At 41.3% G+C, this 17,732-nt stretch carries 17 protein-coding genes and 2 pseudogenes; 15 read left to right on the top strand and 4 right to left on the bottom strand.

All coding sequences use genetic code 11. The features are described from left to right. Positions 1–113 precede the first annotated feature (113 nt). The 5 genes from JL57_RS32840 to JL57_RS36130 all read left to right on the top strand — a co-directional run bounded on the left by JL57_RS32840 (position 114) and on the right by JL57_RS36130 (position 5,883). On the top strand, positions 114–1,376 hold the full coding sequence (locus JL57_RS32840) for a beta-ketoacyl synthase (protein ID WP_034146071.1): 1,263 nt from the start codon (positions 114–116) through the stop codon (positions 1,374–1,376). After that, positions 1,369–2,406 carry an NAD(P)-dependent oxidoreductase gene (locus JL57_RS32835; protein WP_034146070.1) on the top strand — a complete coding sequence of 346 codons (1,038 nt, stop codon included), beginning with the start codon at positions 1,369–1,371 and terminating at the stop codon, positions 2,404–2,406. Before JL57_RS32840 ends, JL57_RS32835 begins: the two co-directional genes overlap by 8 nt. A 29-nt stretch (positions 2,407–2,435) precedes the next feature. Then, the gene (locus JL57_RS32830) at positions 2,436–3,728 is read left to right on the top strand and encodes a radical SAM protein (RefSeq protein ID WP_034146069.1); all 1,293 of its coding nucleotides are present in this window, start codon (positions 2,436–2,438) and stop codon (positions 3,726–3,728) included. A 321-nt stretch (positions 3,729–4,049) separates the two neighbouring features. Continuing rightward, complete coding sequence (locus JL57_RS36135) at positions 4,050–5,579, top strand: DUF5667 domain-containing protein (RefSeq protein ID WP_291300870.1); 1,530 nt, start codon at positions 4,050–4,052, stop codon at positions 5,577–5,579. A 157-nt stretch (positions 5,580–5,736) separates the two neighbouring features. Further along, on the top strand, positions 5,737–5,883 hold the full coding sequence (locus tag JL57_RS36130) for a hypothetical protein (protein ID WP_291300869.1): 147 nt from the start codon (positions 5,737–5,739) through the stop codon (positions 5,881–5,883). On the opposite strand, the gene JL57_RS32820 is transcribed toward JL57_RS36130, so the two are convergent. Further along, positions 5,880–6,536: a hypothetical protein gene (locus tag JL57_RS32820; RefSeq protein WP_291300868.1), complete on the bottom strand. Its 657-nt coding sequence runs from the start codon at positions 6,534–6,536 to the stop codon at positions 5,880–5,882. The two genes, JL57_RS36130 and JL57_RS32820, sit on opposite strands and share 4 nt — an antisense overlap. Positions 6,537–6,829: 293 nt before the next feature. Between JL57_RS32820 and JL57_RS32815 the strand changes: the two genes are divergently transcribed. Beyond that, positions 6,830–7,237, top strand: coding sequence for a GNAT family N-acetyltransferase (locus JL57_RS32815; RefSeq protein WP_291300867.1), 408 nt, complete (start codon positions 6,830–6,832; stop codon positions 7,235–7,237). Positions 7,238–7,247: 10 nt separating this feature from the next. Here JL57_RS32815 and JL57_RS36125 read toward each other — a convergent pair. Beyond that, positions 7,248–7,388, bottom strand: a pseudogene (locus tag JL57_RS36125) (DinB family protein); the annotation flags it as partial. Positions 7,389–7,455: 67 nt separating this feature from the next. Between JL57_RS36125 and JL57_RS32810 the strand changes: the two are divergent. The 4 genes from JL57_RS32810 to JL57_RS36120 all read left to right on the top strand — a co-directional run bounded on the left by JL57_RS32810 (position 7,456) and on the right by JL57_RS36120 (position 11,609). Then, entirely contained in the window at positions 7,456–8,652 is a 1,197-nt protein-coding gene (locus tag JL57_RS32810) for an MFS transporter (protein ID WP_034146068.1), read from the top strand. Between the two features lie 174 nt (positions 8,653–8,826). Further along, positions 8,827–9,363 (top strand): ion transporter, encoded by a 537-nt coding sequence (locus tag JL57_RS32805; RefSeq protein ID WP_291300866.1) that lies wholly within the window; start codon positions 8,827–8,829, stop codon positions 9,361–9,363. A 25-nt stretch (positions 9,364–9,388) separates the two neighbouring features. Further along, entirely contained in the window at positions 9,389–9,553 is a 165-nt protein-coding gene (locus JL57_RS36770; protein WP_366557153.1) for a DUF5658 family protein, read from the top strand. Positions 9,554–9,668: 115 nt separating this feature from the next. Continuing rightward, positions 9,669–11,609 (top strand): IS701 family transposase, encoded by a 1,941-nt coding sequence (locus JL57_RS36120; protein ID WP_291300865.1) that lies wholly within the window; start codon positions 9,669–9,671, stop codon positions 11,607–11,609. Between the two features lie 517 nt (positions 11,610–12,126). On the opposite strand, the gene JL57_RS32795 is transcribed toward JL57_RS36120, so the two are convergent. Both JL57_RS32795 and JL57_RS32790 read right to left on the bottom strand, forming a co-directional pair. Beyond that, positions 12,127–12,801: an acetate--CoA ligase family protein gene (locus tag JL57_RS32795; protein WP_034146067.1), complete on the bottom strand. Its 675-nt coding sequence runs from the start codon at positions 12,799–12,801 to the stop codon at positions 12,127–12,129. Continuing rightward, positions 12,798–14,189, bottom strand: a complete 1,392-nt coding sequence (locus JL57_RS32790; protein WP_034146066.1) for an acetate--CoA ligase family protein — start codon at positions 14,187–14,189, stop codon at positions 12,798–12,800. The genes JL57_RS32795 and JL57_RS32790 overlap by 4 nt, the downstream gene beginning before the upstream one ends. Positions 14,190–14,383: 194 nt before the next feature. On the opposite strand from JL57_RS32790, the gene JL57_RS32785 reads away from it, so the two are divergent. The 5 genes and pseudogenes from JL57_RS32785 to JL57_RS32770 all read left to right on the top strand — a co-directional run. Next, positions 14,384–14,665: a PEP/pyruvate-binding domain-containing protein gene (locus JL57_RS32785; protein ID WP_366557152.1), complete on the top strand. Its 282-nt coding sequence runs from the start codon at positions 14,384–14,386 to the stop codon at positions 14,663–14,665. Positions 14,666–14,670: 5 nt separating this feature from the next. Then, positions 14,671–14,763 carry a hypothetical protein gene (locus tag JL57_RS36765; RefSeq protein WP_366557150.1) on the top strand — a complete coding sequence of 31 codons (93 nt, stop codon included), beginning with the start codon at positions 14,671–14,673 and terminating at the stop codon, positions 14,761–14,763. 96 nt (positions 14,764–14,859) lie between these two features. Then, on the top strand, positions 14,860–15,288 hold the full coding sequence (locus JL57_RS32780) for a pyridoxamine 5'-phosphate oxidase family protein (protein ID WP_034146064.1): 429 nt from the start codon (positions 14,860–14,862) through the stop codon (positions 15,286–15,288). An 868-nt stretch (positions 15,289–16,156) separates the two neighbouring features. Continuing rightward, positions 16,157–16,624 (top strand): PaaI family thioesterase, encoded by a 468-nt coding sequence (locus JL57_RS32775; RefSeq protein WP_034146063.1) that lies wholly within the window; start codon positions 16,157–16,159, stop codon positions 16,622–16,624. Between the two features lie 705 nt (positions 16,625–17,329). Further along, positions 17,330–17,732 (top strand): annotated as a pseudogene (locus tag JL57_RS32770) (hypothetical protein); the annotation flags it as partial.

Raw genomic sequence — 17,732 nt, 5'->3', positions numbered from 1 at the left:
CAGAGGTATACCAGATAATTAGAATAAGGTTAGAATGTCTTAGAGGCCGAAAGTTTAACTTGTACTCGCACTTCGTGCCTCGAACCTCGATTTTCGAGATAGGAGGCGTTTAAGTGAAACGAAGAGTAGTTATAACTGGGATTGGTCCGGCTACGTCTATCGGAATTGGCAAACAAGATTTCTCAGCTGGCATTTTCGGTCTAAAGACATGCTTAGCCGAGATCCCGAGAAGCTACGAACAGAATTACACGTTCAAATCCCGCTATTTTGTTCCCAAGCCAAAGTTTTCTCTAACCGATTTAGGATTCCATAAATCGGTGGAAGGGATGATGGAAGAGGCTGCCAGACTCTCAGTATTATGCACGAAGCTGGCCTTGGAGGATGCTGGATTTCAGATAAGTGACGGAGAAAAATATCGGCAAGTAGAGGGTCTGGAAAACTGTGGCACCATTATCGGTATTGGCATGAGCAGTCTCCAGACTGCCTTCGACTCTTATATAGCTCATATGGCTGATCCGGAAAAGTCAAACAAACTCAGGTTCAACAGAATGGTTATTCCGATGCTGATGACGAATTCCCCTGCGGCCTGGATATCCATCCTCTTCGGGTTAAAAGGGTTCAGTTATACTCTCAATGCTTCCTGTGCTTCAGGGAGTTATGCTCTTGGTGAGGCTTACAGAACAATTTCGGAAGGCAGATGTGATGTGATCCTCACGGGCGGGGTCGAGGCCCTAGCAGAAAAGAATGGGGCAATTATGAGAGGCTTTGACATGCTCTCCACGCTTACTAGAGCTGAGGACGGAAGCCCCCAACCCTTCTCTCAACAAAGAAGTGGATTTCTATTTAATGAAGGGGCAGGTTGTGTCCTCGTCTTAGAAGAGCTAGATCAAGCTCGAAGCAGAGGGGCAGATATTTATGCCGAGATTGTAGGGTATGAAGCAGGCAGCGATACCTACAGCATTGTCCAGATGGATCCCAGCGGGGACAATATTGCCAGTCTTTTTGAAAAGATTGGCAAGGGGGTAAAAGTTGACTATCTGAATGCCCATGGTACAGGAACAACGACTAATGACGACATTGAGGCCAAAGTGATCCAAAGGATCTTTGGGGATAAAAGCAACCAGCCGTATATTAATTCTACCAAAGGAGTACTCGGGCACAGCATCGGAGCCAGTGGAGCCCTCGAGGCGGCTGTAATAGCTCTATCTATAAAGGAATCCAAAATTCATGGCAACTTAACGACTGAACCTATAGATAATTTGAATCTCCCCTTAGAAACACTTACGACCCCCATTGAATATGCACTATCCGCGTCCTATGGCTTTGGTGGGCATAATGCCTTAATTCTTTTCAAACGGTATCAGGAAAATGAATAAATCTAGCGTCATGATCACAGGTGCGACAGGATTTATCGGTAGTCACCTTACGAGGGCGTTTTGCGAAAAGGAGATCAAGGTTGGTTGCCTGATTAGAAGAGGCAGTAGCCTTTCCAATCTTGAGGGTTTAGCGGTAGAGTTAAAGACCGGGGATATCAAGAATATTGAGGAATTGACCAGCGCTTTCAGCGGCTATGATTGGGTCATTCATAATGCCGCTAAAGTAGCCGACTGGGGGGATTATGAGGAATTCCATCAGACAAATGTAGTTGGTACCATCAATGTCTTAACTGCCTGTGTTCAGGCTGGGATAAAAAACATCCTCTTAACAGGGTCTAATTCCGTTTATGGAGAAGAAAACTGCTTTGACGTTAAGCATGAAGAAGCCCCTTATAATTCTCATTACCAATACTTCGCAGATAGTTTTTTTCCCTGTAAGTTAAATTACTATCGTGATACTAAAGCCTTGGCTAAGAAAGAGGCCTTGGCCTTTGCCGCAAGACATGACCTGAACCTGACGATATTAGAGCCTGTCTGGGTCTATGGTGAGAGGGAACTGAACACAGGGTTTTATGAATACCTCAAGACTGCGAAGGCAGGAGTTCCCTTTGTCCCGGGAGCAAACCAAAATAAATTCCATGTCATCTATGCCGGAGACTTGGCCAGGGCTTACTTTCTGGCCTATACAAAACAACTGACGGGCAGACACAGTATTCTAGTCGGTAATGAACAACCTGAAACTATGAATCGAATTTATGGACTATTCTGTTCTGAAGCGGGACTAAAAAAGCCCCGCAGCCTTCCCAAGGCTTTGATCTATCCCGCCGCATTCCTCATGGAACTTCTATTCACTCTCTTTAAATCTTCGACTCCTCCGCTCTTGACGCGAGGGAGAGTAAACATGTTCTATGACAATATTGAGTTCTCAATTGAGAAGGCGAAGCAAATCCTCGGGTTCAACAATTCCTTTTGCCTAGAGGAAGGGATCAAAAGAACGGTTTTATGGTATAAACAGCAAGGAATGATTTGATCAGGCAGTCTTGAAAGGGGGGGGGACCCGTGATAACAGTAAGCAATCTAACAGGCTTCGGAAAAGTAGTCTTTATCTTAAGGTTAAAAGTAAGCATTTTTTTTCATTTTCTTCCCGCGCTCTGGAAAGGGGAGCTTTCCTTTAAGAGGTTTATTCTTTTATTAAAAAGGCTTTTACTTTTTGTATCCAAGATGGAACATAATAAATTAGTTGAAATTAATGATAAGACTCGGTTAGGACTGTATATCCCTGGTTTTCCATCTCCAGCCTTTGAAACTGCCTGCCAGAAATTCAGTCAATTTGAGGAAAAAATGCCCTGTACCACGGTCTTAGTATCAATTACATCGGCATGTCCTTATCATTGCAAGCATTGTTATCAGAAACTTGATAGAGGCAAGGATGTCAAGATTGATACTCTGATCGGGATTGTCAGGAAGCTGCAGGAGATGGGGATTGCCTTCTTCAATATTGAGGGTGGAGAACCCTTTTTTGCTTATGAGCGCTTGAAGCAGATTTGCGAGGCGATAGATTTCAGATCGGAGATTTGGATAAATTCTACCGGTGCTGGAATGACTAAGGAGAAGCTTGTAGAACTTAAAGAGTTAGATGTAACCGCTATTATGTTTTCTCTACACAGCCCTGATGCCAATACTTTTAATGGCTTTATGGGTAAAGAGTCTGCTTGGGAGACGATGGAGACCGGGGTTAAGATGTGCCATGATGCAGATTTGGCAGTTGCTTTTAATGCCTGCCTGATGCGAGATGACTTTTATAACGGTACTTTTGAACAAATTATGGAGGTGGCCAAGGACTCCAAGGCTTGTCTGATCCAGATTATTAAGCCCAAACCTGCGGGAGGGTGGCTGGAAAAAGAAGATATCGAATTCAGTGAGCAGGACATTGAACATATCAAAGAGAGAGTAAACCAATACAATTTACAAGCAGAGTTTATAGAATATCCAGCCATCTCGGCCCAAATTATTGAAGAAGACAAGTCAGTTTTTGGCTGTACAGCCGGGGGTACCGACAGATTCTATATCAATGCCAAGGGTGATTTACAGCCCTGTGAGTTTCTAAATATCTCCTTTGGCAATATCACGGTGGATAAATTTGAGGATATCTATCAAAAAATGCGCAGTTATTTTGCTTGGGGTGGAGAGAGTTATCTATGCGAAAGTTGCTCGCAAGAGATTAATCGGCTTTATCAAGAGAATAGTTTGAATTCCCTTCCACTGACCCCGGAGCTCTCGGAAAAGATTTATAGTTCATGGGAGCGGGGCAGGCGCACGGATTTATATGAGCGGTTAGAGAAGATGAAGTAGTCGACTTATCATTCACCCATAAAGTACAAGTTGCATCGGACGTAGGTTCGATGCCTTTTATTGTAAAAAGATGAATAAGTTACTTACAAGTCCTACGCTCACCTTCAATTATTTAGCAAGAGGCAATGATATTAGCCTAAAAAATCAAAGAGAATTAGATTCTTACAGGTTCTCTTTAGGCTACAAATCTGTTAAACCCCCTCAAAAGACTTCTAGGTATCGTAAAGATATTATGTAAGAGGCACAAGCCCAAAAGCGCCTGCTATGTAATAAACAGGCCTTATATTTACCTAACAATTATAAAAAGAAAGAGGTTAAAAAATGAAATCAATTAAGAAAAGACTCACAGTTGCCGTAACAATTGTGCTTTTGGCATTCCCATTTAGTGCAGCAATGACTATGGCAGACACAGTTACCGCGGATCAAACTACAATGGTGACATATGAAGTTACTTCGGAAACAGCGGCAGCAGAAACTGCAGTAGCAGCCTATGAAGTTGCGCCAATCACTACATTAGATCAAGTAGCTATAGCTGAGGGTCTAAAAGAAGCAGCGGATACAGCAATAGAAGCAGTAGTCGATGTGGCTGTAAAAACAGCTTTGGAACTTAGAGTAACAAACCAAACAGCAACAATTTTAATAGAAAAAACTACGCTTCAGGCAGAAGTAGCAGTAGCAGCCTATGAAGCTGCGCCAATAACTACGTTAGATCAAGTAGCTATAGCTGAGGGTCTAAAAGCAGCAGCGGATACAGCGGTAGAAGTAGTCGTCGAATCGGATGTAAAAACAGCTTTCGCACTTAGGGTAACAAACCAAACAGCAGCAATTACAACAGCTAAAACAGCACTTCAGGCAGAAGCAGCAGTAACAGCCTATGAGGCTGCGCCAATTACTACATTAGAAGAAGTAGCTACAGCTGAAGGACTTAAAGAAGCAGCGGATACAGCGGTAGAGGCAGTAGCTGATGGGGATGCAAAAACAGCTTTGGAACTTAGAGTAACAAACCAAACAGTAGCAATTGCAACAGCAAAAGATGCACTGACACCAGTTGTCGACGATAATGGCGAAATAGTTGCACCGGCTACCTGGTTCACTGATTTAATCGCAAAACTCCAGCTTGCTCTGACTTTTGACCCAGTACGTAAATGCGAGCTAAATGAACAGCACGCACTAGCAAAGTTGGCGAAAGCCCAGAAAATGATGATGAACGGTGACTCAGAAAACGCCGAGATCTATTTAAACCAGTATACAGATAAGATCGCCAAGGCGCAGGCCTTCCTTGAGCAAGTTGAAGATCCTACATCTGAAGCAGCTATAACCCTTAGTACAGCCCTCAATAATGTTAACTCAAACAACGTTGTAGTTCTTAGTAATTTAATAGATAAGCTTCCTCCACAAGCTGCTCAAAAATTAGCGCTTAATGTCGTACGCTCCATGGAGAAGGCAGTCAATAAGCTGGAAAAGGAAGAAGCTAAGGTAGCAGATGAGACGACGCCAGCAACACTACCGGTAGTGGATCATGAAAGTTTAGAAAAGCAAACCAAAGTTGCTTTGGAAGAATTTAAGAAATCTCTCATTCAAAAAGGAAAGGTTCACCTTGATGACCTTGAGCAAGACCAACGAGATGGGGATAAAAATGTAGCCAAGCAGTCCAAACCAAAGTCGGAAATGAAACAAAAATTTGAGAATCAAAGCCAGGAAAATCAGGCGAAGGTTAATCCAATTAAAGAACAAACGACACCAACTAACCGGACGGATGAAAATAATAAAGATGACCGGAACAAACAGACAGATCGTACAAAAGATAACGGTAGAAATGGTGATGACAACAATCGTCGGGATGATAGATAAATTATCACTAAGCGGCTCATCAGAGTCGCTTTTTTTAACCAATTATCAAAGTTGGCGAACGAAACATTTCAATCTCGCTTTAATGGCATAAATTAACGTTTTAGAATTCAGCCTTTTGCAGAAACTAATTTTAGTTTAATGTAAAGGAGATTAAAAGATGGCAACCTTAGGCAAAGGCAACAATACAAATTTCTTACCACTAGGAAATACTCCTAAACCAGGAATAATAACACCGAAGTCAAAAGTAATTGCGGAAAAGCTGGATGTTCCAACTAATGAAAATACAAATCCTAGTCATAATTAATTAATCAACATCTCACAGGACAGCTTTGGCTGTCCTGCTTTTTTTACCACTTTAGCTCGCCGTTGGAGTAATCCGAAATCCTCTATATTTATTACTCTATTGAAAGTTTCTGTCGGCGGGTTAATTCTATTGATTCCTGAAATCATGGTGTTTACGGTTCCGGAAAATTCAGCTATAAAGTTGTGTAGTCTTGACTTATTAAAACCCTTGTCATATATCAGTTTACTATTTAAAAAATTATTTAAGTCATATTCCCTGCTTAAAAAGTATTCATCAAATTTTTCTTCAATGATGGCTGGCCCAAAGATAGCCGCTTCCCGGCATATAAATAACCGGCACAGAGGCGTTATGGCATCCCTTGGTAAGACACATCCCAAGTCACTTGCGAAGGGACAATGGTTCAAACCAGCTTTCATTTTTATCATAATTCCGTTATATCCCTTAATTATCTGGCCTTTTTTCAATGTTAACTCATAAATATCAGGGTAATGAAGATATAAAAATACTAAATCGAAAAGACAAAATTCCGGTTCATAAGAACAGCAACCTATTCTTTTACTTTCATTTTTATTATTTCGGTAACAAACTGAACAAAGATTAGTACAAATACTAGGACGTAAGGGGTCATTAATAATTTTAAACTCAGCTAACATTAAGTAAATTACTCCTTTTTACAAATAAAACTTCTTTACGTATTTAATAGAGGAGATGAGATCTATAATAGTTTTTTCTCGCGTTTAGGACGATTTACTATGGTGTTTGTTTGGGAGTTTAGGAGTAATATTGTGATATGTAAATGTTACCAATGTCTTTGGTAATTTTTTCTATTAAGGAATGCACTCGGCCAAAAGGGAGCCGATGAGCACATGTAAAATGAACAACATGACGGTCTGGCTTTTTTGTTTATTCATGGATTATTTATGATCAGGGAGGAAATGTAGGGAAGATGTGGAAAGTATTTAGAAGTAGATTATCAGGGGATTCGAAAAACCACTGTAAGAGTAATTCAGACAATAATTGGTTGGATGATGTGTCAGGTCTAAATAAAACGATAAAAGATAAGCAAGGTAATATCATTGGAGGACTAAAATGTTATCTTTATGGATGGAAGTGTTTATATATAGAGCTGTTTTGGGTTAAAGAAGAATACCGGAAAAAAGGGTGTGGCTCTCAACTATTAAGAGAGGTAGAAAGAGCTGCAAAGGAACAAGGGTGCTATTTAGCGCATGTAGACACCTTTGATTTTCAAGGCAAAGGTTTTTATGAGAAACATGGGTATGAAGTTTTTGGGGTCTTAGAGGTGGTGTCTAGGAAAAAGGTAACGAATGAGTCAATATGGGAAGCTGGTTTGTAATGGTTCAAAGTTATGAAGAAAGATAGAAACACTGCTCTAAAAAGAGCAGTGTCATAATACATTTTTTCGATTCGAAAAGAAATGAGCCATAATCTGTAGTACAACCAGCATATCCCAATTGTCTCAACATCGCAGTGATGTTTCCACGATGATTATCTAAAATTCTAACCAAGGGATAGAAAATGTTCAGCAAAGGCGATAGAAATGAGGCTTAGAAATTGATCAGCCCGTATTTATGGATCTTGAGTTTTGGTCATCTAATTGTAGATTTGGTTCAGGGGGTCCTTCCTATATTGATGCCCTTACTTGCTCAAAGCTTTCATCTCAGCTACTTTCAAGTCGGTACCATTACTTTGGCATTTACCTTCAGCTCGGCCATTATCCAGCCGGTTTTCGGTGTGTTAAGTGACCGTTACAGCATGCCTTGGTTAATGCCTCTAGGGCTTTTCCTTTCTGGTTTTGGTTTGGCACTAATTGGAATAGTCAACTCTTACGGATTATTGTTGCTTGCGGTGCTGTTGAGCGGTATCGGAGTGGCGGGATACCACCCGGAAGGGTCTAAAATGGCCCATTTTGCAAGCGAGGACACCAAAGCTGGGTCTTCGATGGCGGTTTTTTCAGTAGGAGGGAATCTCGGCTTTGGCCTTGGCCCTATACTTGCGATGTTTGTATTGAGCTTTGCAGGCTTGGACTCAATTCAGAGTGTAATGATTCCTGGTGCACTGGCTGCTGTAATCTTCTTGTTTTTATTGCCCAGATTTAAGAAAATTCTAGCAAGAAAATCACACATGCAAAAAAAAGATCAAGAACAAACTGTCAGTAGCGTCAATAGGGTTGGGAGCTTAATATTATTGATACTGTACGTAACCATAAGATCATGGATACAATCCGGCCTAGTTTATTTCATTCCCTTTTATTTTCCCAGTTTTAAAGGTATTGCTGAGCCTGTATATCTAGTGAGTATATTTTTACTTGCCGGAGTAGTAGGTACGATTTTAGGCGGGCCATTTGCCGACCGTTTTGGCGGGCGGAACGGTTTATTGGCTTCGATGATCATTTCCCTAATCACGATCTACCCGTTTTTGCACTTGAACGGCACTTGGATTCCCGTTTTATCTTTTATTATCGGTGCGTCACTAATCTCAACTTTTTCCACCACAGTGGTTTTCGGACAAAGGCTTTTACCTCATAACATCGGGTTAGCTTCGGGGCTGATGCTCGGTTTTGGTATTGGTATGGGCTCTATCGGAGTAACGATACTTGGAGCAATTGCTGATCATGTAGGGATGCCTTTTACCATGGACATTATCAGCCTGCTTCCCGTCCTAGGCATAATACTTGCTTTTACTCTGCCGGATGTTAGATCTAGGGGATTTATTACTAAGCCGGGAAACGCCTTGCAGCAACAAGCATGAAAAACCACTATTCATCTCCGGTACTATTATAGTTGGTCTAAGCAGGGTAAAATGTCTGCTAAATCTATGAATCGCTCTCACCCTTGCACAATTATCGTGTAAGGGTGTTTTTTGTCCGTATTCACTATTTCGCCATGTTTCGCGGTCAATTACTAATATACTTGTCTTTGTCTAATGGATATTCTGCATGGGAATAAAGGTAAGTGGCAAGTAACTATCCGGGCACTACGTATATTGCGTATTGCTACGAGTGTAAAAAGGCTGCGCATCATTATAGTAGCAATCATAGAGACGCTTCCAAGTATGGGATGGGTTTCGCTCCTTTTGTTTATTTTGTACTATATCTTTGCTATAATCGGCACAAATATGTTTGGCGCGGATTTCAATAAATGGTTTGGCACATTGGGTAGAAGCATGTACACCTTGTTTCAGGTGATGACACTTGAAAGCTGGTCAATGGGAATTTCACGTCCTGTCATGGAAGTATTCCCTTATGCATTTCTATATTTTGTTCCCTTTATAGTCATATCAGCCTTTATTGTCGTAAATGTAGTGGTTGGCATTGTCGTGAATGCTATTTCCGAAATTGCTGCGGCGGAAGCTAAGGACCAGGAAGAAATGGCTGGGAGTGCTGGTAGCAAAAATGTAGAACTCAAAGCTGAATTAGTGAAGCTTAAGGCCCAAATCGAGAATCTGGAAAAATTATTATAGTTGCAAGCAGTAGGGGGGTAATCCTCTGAAGAGAGTATATAAACTACTATTACTTTTCTGCATATTAAACGTCATAGATGACATTACTACCATGCTCGAAATAAGCCATGGGGCAGTAGAAGGGAATCCAATAGCAGATTACTTTGTCGGCAATAATGCGTTGCATTATTATTACTACAGCGTAACATAAAAAATGCTAGACAAAACGAATCTTCTGTGTTAAATTAGTGATGAGGACTCGGAGGATGACAGTGTAACATATACAAGGGATCTCTCTGTCCTCAAAACTGAAAGGATTCGTTAGTATGAAACTAGAAAATGTTATTTCTTCTGTTGATGATACCCCCTTTGTAGAAGAAATACTTGAGATAAAATCTGCACTGAAAATTGAACTTGTCAGTCGCACAGAACTGGAAGTTCTCTGGAACCAGCTTGTGAAATCGTATCATTATCTCGGTTTTAACAGCATAATTGGTCCACGAGTAAAGTATCTTGTGTGGTTTAAGGAACGTCCTATTGCTGCTATTAGTTACACGCAAGCTTCTTATAAACTTGGCATGCGCGATACCTTTATTGGCTGGAGTGAAGAAGAACGCAAACAGTATTTACCGCATGTCTTGAATAATAATCGCTTTTTGATCTTACCGTGGGTGCACGTTAAAAACCTGGCATCACATATCATTGCTTTGTCGATTAAGCGTTTAAAACACGATTGGCCGATCCTTTACGGGACGGAACCCTATCTATTAGAAACCTTTGTAGATCGAGACCAATACAAAGGAACTTGCTATAAAGCGTCTAACTGGCACTATGTCGGCGAAACCAGCGGGTTTGGAAAAGTTGGAGTCACCTATCAGTATCATGGAAACAAAAAGGGAGTGTTTGTCTATACTCTGAAGAAAAACTTCAAACAATTGATGGGATGTACAGGAAAGCCCCTCCGGGTCCTCAAAGAAAATAAACATTCGGAGAGGATCACTATGCAACTGCAAAAGAATACATGGCATGAGGGACTTTTAGAAGAGGCTAATGTACGGGGTCTTGTCGATCAGTTACCCGACATGCTTCAAACTTTCTTGGATCGTTTTCTGGGCTGTTTTCGACGTTCCGAGCAAACATTCCATGCGAGTGTGTATGTCAAGGGATTATTGAGCCATTTGGAAAGGAAGTCGGTTGAACCCATCGCTTTGGAATATATAGACGATCCACGAGGTCCCCGTAATTTACAGAATTTCATGAAAAAATCTAGATGGGATGATGAAGGAGCCGCAACCATTCATCAACAGGGTCTTTCTGAGCGCCTTTCAGACGATGAAGGAATGATTACCCTCGACGAAAGTGGCATGCCTAAAAAAGGTGATCATTCGGTGGGTGTGGCACCTCAGTATTGTGGTAGTGTCGGAAAAGTAGCCAACAGTCAGGTGGGTGTTTTCGTCGGCTATTCCGGCCCTAAAGGCTATGGTTTGATTTCAGCACGGCTGTTCATGCCCGAAAAATGGTTTGACGAAGAGCATAAACAGCTCAGGATTGACTGCGCTGTGCCCGAGGACCTAACTTTCAAGACCAAACCACAAATTGCGCTGGATTTGATTCATGAAATCGAACAATCCGGTTTATTTAAGGCGAAATGGATTGGTATGGACTGTCTTTATGGAAACAGCAAGGAATTTATTGAGGCGGTCTCGGATAACTATTGGTATTTTGCTGATATCCATAAGGAATCACTGGCATGGCGCGTTCAACCCACATTTGAAGTGCCCGCCTATAAAGGAAAGGGTCCACACCCTAAGAAAATGACAGCGACCATTCCAGCAGAATCTGTGTCCAAGATCGCTGAGGATGATACGATACCCTGGCGAAGAATGTATCTTGGAGAAGGATCAAAAGGACCGATCTATTCGGAGATCAAAGTTCTTCGAATCTTTAGAGCCTTTGCGAAAGAAACGGGTGAAGTCCCGATAAAATCATGCTGGTTATTTATTCGCCGTTTAGAAAATGGGGAAACTAGGTTTTCTGTCAGTAATGCGCCAGAAGACACTCCAGAGACTGAACTGTGCAAAGCATCGTTAATGCGCTGGCCTATTGAACAGTGCTTCCATGAGGCCATAGATGAATTAGGCATGGATCATTACGAATTCAGGTCTTGGAGAGCATGGCATCGCCATATGCTCCTGGTGTTTATAGCCAGTGCCTTTCTACTTGAGATCAGATCGCTTATCACGGATAAAAAAAAAGTCCCATCTTAACTCTTCCCATGTCCCTATTGCTTGTTGTTGCAGCCTTGTCAGGTGATGAAAAAATGATAAAGAAGGCCTTAAAGCTGATTAATTATCATCTTCGTCGCAATTATATTGCATATAAATCCCATCGTTTGAAGAAATTAAAGAACCTTACTGGATAAAATCAAATTACGCTGTAGTGTTATAAACTAATCGTAGTTGGCTTGATTTGTTTCTATCTAATTTATGCCGCGAAAAGGAATTCGAAAAGTCAGTTGGGGGCAATTAGAGTGCTGTAGGCGACGAATTCGGTATTGGGATAATGCAATTGCCAACAGCCCTCCTGTCTTTAATTAGACAAGAGGGCTGTGTGAGCTGTCACTTTAGAATTGAATTAGGACCAACCTAAATTGAGAACTAGATTTAAATAAGACGAAACTAATTACAGTATAAATATACCATATTTTTCATTTTGTCTGTGATTTTTTATAGCTTCTTGATCAGAAGGATTACCTTTAGGGTTTCAAAAGAAGAAGGAATCTATTTATTTGATTGTTCCAAGTGAAATGTGCTGGTTTACCGTCACTCGTCCATCAACTAATATCAAACCCTTATGTCCTACAATAACCGGGTTAAGATCGATCTCTTGAATTTCCAAATGTTCGCTTATCAAATGACCCAGTTTAATAAGAAGCGTTGCTAATTCTTGGCGATCAACGGTGGGCCAACCCCTGTATCCATCCAAAAGTTGGCGAAGTGGCCAGCGTTCTAACATAGCCAATGCTGCCTGAAGGTCTAAAGGTGCTAAAGCAAACACAACTTCATTCAATACTTCGACCAAGGTGCCTCCCAAACCAAACATCAAGACAGCCCCAAAGGTTGGGTCACGGCGTGCCCCGACTACTAATTCGATTCCAGAAGAGGCTGTAGGCTGTAAAACTATTTCGTTTTGACCCGACCAACCTTTCATCTGGACATCTAACTCTGTGTAAACCCTAGTAAGTTCTTTCTCATTATTTATGTCAAAGCGAACAAGCCCTTGTTCTTTCTTATGAGAATTAAAAGTAGCATATCCCTTAAGTACAAGAGGAAAAGCATATTTAGCAGCTACTTTGCACACATCATCTTCTACAACTGCCTCACCGCTCAGGTTAATACCATATGACCCCAGCAATTTTTGAGCTTCAGACCAACTCAATAACGACGAATTTTCGATCATCGCTTTTCCCTCCAGCCATAGAATTTAAGAGCAACTAAGCCTTTTGCAGCTGCCGCAATGGAGTGGTAGAGAGGGATTCCCGCTTGTTGTAGAAGGGGACGTTCCTTTACAACTGCTTGGCTTTCTCCAATATAGCATGCAATTACTGGTTTCTGGCATTCAGCTTGAACTTTAATCAATTCTAATGTTGGGAAAGCCCAATTGCGATGGTGACAGAAAATAGCCAGCAAGGCATCTACACCCGAGTCAGCAGCTAAGGCCGCCATACACTGGCCATAAATAAGTGCGTCGAACCCGGAGCCTGCTAAATCAAGGGGATTACGCAGAATTACAGGTGGATTAGGACCGATAGTCTCTTCAATTCTTCGCAACGTAGCCGCAGTCAATTCCGGCAGCTTACACCCAACCGCTTCAAGGATATCAGCCACAACGATAGCCGGCCCAGCAGTATGGGTAATTAGTCCAACTCCATTTATCGTCTCTATCGAGCCTCCGCCTACTCTATTGGGAACTACAGAAAGGGCCTTCAGCATATGGACCATTTCCTCGATGCTATCTACGGTTAATAAACTGTGTTGAGCAAAAATATCTTGGTAAAGTCGATAGGATCCTGCCAAAGTACCTGTATGAGTTCGTGCCGCCTGCCCAGCCGCCTCTCCACGCCCAGCTTTGAAGATAACCACAGGTTTACTGCGGGCAACAGCGTTAGCCCCTTCAATAAATTCTCTTCCCTTATCCGTACCCTCTATAAAAATACCAATAACTTTGGTTTCTGGATCTTCCGCCAAGTAATTCAAATAGTCAGCATATTCTAGAATTCCTCGGTTGCCAACCCCACACCACTTAGCAACCCCAACCCCTTCATCCTGCATTTCAGCCAATAAGGATAGTCCAATTCCTCCACTTTGACTAATCACAGATACAGATCCCTTGTTTAAGGTCATAGGATAAAAGGTAGCATAAAGGGGGGAGGCTGTATTAATCAAACCTAAAGTGTTGGGGCCGACCAAGGCAATTCCCGCATTCTTGGCCACAGTTATTAAACGTTTTTCTAAAGCATGTCCCTCCGAGCCCATCTCTTTAAAACCACCGGCCGAGCAGATAACACCTTTAACACCTATGCGGGCACATAATTCTACAAGTTCAACAGTCACATATTGATTGACCGCTAGCACTACCAACTCCGGCACAGTGGGCAACTCTGCTAATCCAGAATAACAAGTTAATCCCATGATTTGCTCGTATTTACTATTGATTGGATATACTTTGCCCTGAAAGCCTCCCTCGAGGATACTTTGCAATATATTATAACCAATCCTACCTGAATCAGGGCTTGCTCCAACAACAGCTAAGCTAGCCGGATTAAATACAACGTCTAAATTTCTCACTTACATAACCTGGATTTCTCTAGCAGTATTCTTAATATAATGTTTTGTAGATTCTTACTGCAGAGAACCAGGATCCCCCCCTTCTGCAGTTTATTTTTTATCGTACGCTAGGATTTACCAACTGTCAATCCTGGCCAGAATATTCAGCCTATTGTGTAACTATTGTCAGATATATCTTATTATGACAGAACGGGCTGGACAACATAATGGATGCGATCAAAGGCTGCAATGCATCCCTATGGACACCCCGGGCTGTGGCCTATCGTCGCAAGAAGAACATAAACGACCTCGAATTGCTGCCAGCGGTTGTGATTATGGAGATGGTAAAAGCCCAGGCATCCGGGGTGGCTTTTAGCTGCGACCCGCAGAGCGGCCGACGTGATATGTTGGTGATCAAAGCCATAGCCATCCAGGTAGGAGTCTATCTACTTCGACATCTTAAAAGTAATTGCCTGCTTCCGGTTAAGAGTCAGTAACCGAAATTTGTCTTGAAAGCGGTTTTAACAACCTCAGCCATTTTAGTAGAACCTTTTTAAAAAAGGTTGGGATAGCTCCAACCGACTTTATAAGATAAATACAATAGCAAGTACATAAAATAATTAGCAAAATTAGCAAAGACCTTCATGTAAAATTTTGATATAATATGCAAAAGTCAAAAGGAGCTATAGAAATGGATTTTGGAGATTGTATTAGATTTATCAACGAGAGTCAGGCAACCTGTACCTTGTGTACTATCGATGGAGATCAACCTAGGGGGAGAGGAATGGTTCCATTGTGGGTAAAAGAAGATGGAATCTATTTTACGACTGCCAGTTCTAAGAATTTGTACTCTCAACTGCTAGCTAATTCCAATGTAGAACTTTGTTTTGTAACATTGCAACCCATAAAGCATTTACGGATAACAGGCCGCGTAGAGTTTGTTGAGGATATTATAATAAAGAATAAAGCCTTAGACGAAAGACCTTTTCTAAAAGCCCTCGGTATAAATACGGCAGATGATCCAAACTTTATTCTTTTCCGGGTGGGCAACGGGGAGGCTCATTTTTGGACATGGGAAGATAATCTAAAGGAAGCGGACATACCCAGAATTAAATTCTAGCTTCTGACTTACTCAAAAATTAAGTTTATTCGCAAGAACCAATTGATTTTTATTTGAATAAATTTTGTTAGTTCTCCATCAGTTCTCTCTTCGTCATTTGCACCCCATCGTTAGAAGATATAAATAAAGGAAACCTCCACGGAAATTTTCCAAAAACGATACAAGTTTGTGTTACTTCATTTTAAGTATATTTTGGGCTAAGAATTCGACGAAAATTATTTAATGCGTTGGTTGAGAAGATAGAAATTCTCACTGCGCATTTTGTTTTTGAGTTGAAGAGACGGATGAGGGTGGAGGAAGGAGGGGAGTAAACTGTGAGTCGGAAGGGGAGAATCAGGAGATGCAGTCTAAGAAAAGTTCTAGGAATGCGTCACAGATACGCAAATCTAGGCTCAAAATACTTAAAATCATGCATTATGCTGTTATGTTGATAAAAAATGGGTTGTGTTGAGCTTGGTCTAGAACAGAAACTAGCCTTAAAGATTTCTACTGGTTTAGGTGAACGGTTAGTTGTCACAATAGAAATACACTCTGAAAAGGCATGCGGCTTATTTCACATATCGATTTGGTGCAATGATTCATGTGGATGGTCTGAAACATATAGTACAGCTCATTACAGCCTTTGCGGTAAAAAGAAATGAGAAGGTAAAAATATATATACCCGACGATTTTAGTTTATCTTTTATTTTAGAATAATTTTGCAATATCGAGAAGGATATGAACGGAAAATGTAGAAATGTTAGAGTGGAACAATCTGGGTGCTTTAGTAGTCCTCTCACGGTAGAGAAAGATACTTAGTATCCCTCAAAAAGTTGATGGGTTATAATGAGTCCAAGTTTCTTGGGAGTAAATTAAGCGAGGGGAAAAAATGAGTATTTCGCAAAAGGAAATCGATTTAAAGACAGAAAACCTGGGTTTAGATCCGGCCATTTTTAATAAAATCTTGGAGTTATACCAGGATAACAGTTATGCACATTTAACGGGTATTAAAATCGTGGCCATGGGACCTGGCAAATTGATTGCCGAAATGGTTGTAGAAGAACATAATTCCAACATGGCAGGAACATTACACGGTGGCGCAACTGCGACTCTGGTCGATGTATGTATGGGAATGGCTTGTTTTACAAAGGGGAGCATAGTTGTATCCTGCAACATCAACGTCTCCTACCTAACGGCCGGAAAAGTAGGCGATAAGATTATTGCTGTAGGGCAGGTCATTAGGGCAGGAAAAACTGCTTGTTTTACTGAAGCAAGTTTGGAGGATGAAAAAGGTAAGATCATCGCCAAGGGTACAGGAACCTTTTTCGTTAAAGAGACTTTTGCTGAGCAAAACTAGAGGTCTAAGAAAAAATAAACGATCACGTGCGCCAAAAATAGACCTTTTGCCAATACCAAAAGTGAAAAGTTACACTGCTTGAATAGAGTAGAAAGTAAGCCGACTGGGTGAGTGTTCACCTTGGTTAGGCTTATTTTCTTTATAGGATGCTAATATTTTTAGTGAGGTCCGGCAATCTCAATAACACTTAGGAAAGAAAGTCACCTACTATGAGTCAAGAGAATCTAGTAGGGCCATCGGTTATTGAGCCATAACAAAGTGAGGGAAGACGTATTTAAAAGGTTTAAACCCTCATCCTGATTGGATGAGGGTACAGCATGATCGGCAAACAAATTGAAACGAAAATACAATGCCTTTTAAGTTACGTTAGCTGTGGAGGTAATCAAAGTTGTTAAAAGACTATTATTAGTGACTCTAGACTTAAGGCCTAAAGTTGGTAGTACTGGTGAAGTGCTAAAGAAAAGGTTGGAGCAAGATTTAGGTAAACGACTTGAAGGTTGGAGTGAAACACAGGTTTTACTAAATTCTAGAGTTGTTAGTCGGAAATGCACTAAGAGTAGCTGAGATAATTGACCCGTATGTAATTCCAAAGAATAAACCCTTGGGAATTAATTTATCTCGTCCATATGAACTTAATAACTTCACCCCCAATACTCCACCAACCATACATAGAGCAAGATTCATTATCACTCCAAGTAATTGTCCTTGCCAGACACTAATAAGAAGGTGTTTGTCTGCGAGGCGGATGCTCAAGAAGAATGGAAGCGATTCTGCAAGTCACACAAGAAAAGCCTCTACCTCTATGATGTGTCGTTCGTCGAAACCACACAAGAGAAACGCCCGCGCGGCAACCCGGGCAAGAACCCGAAAAAACCTCAGATTATTAGTCAGTGGTCGCTTCGGATTCAGGTAACTGGGGAAGCTGTCGCAGCTATGACTAAATTTCAGCATTCTGAGGAATGTTTTGTCCTCATCACCAATGTCAGCCCGAAAGAATGTGAAATGCGAGATGTTTTAGGTCTATACAAAAACCAGATGGTCGTTGAAATGGACTTTCGCCTTCTTAAGGAACCGTGTATTGCGTCGGTAATTTATCTGAAGACACCCG

It is taken from the genome of Desulfosporosinus sp. BICA1-9 (assembly GCF_000802135.1).
This window is presented reverse-complemented; position numbering and strand designations above follow the sequence as displayed.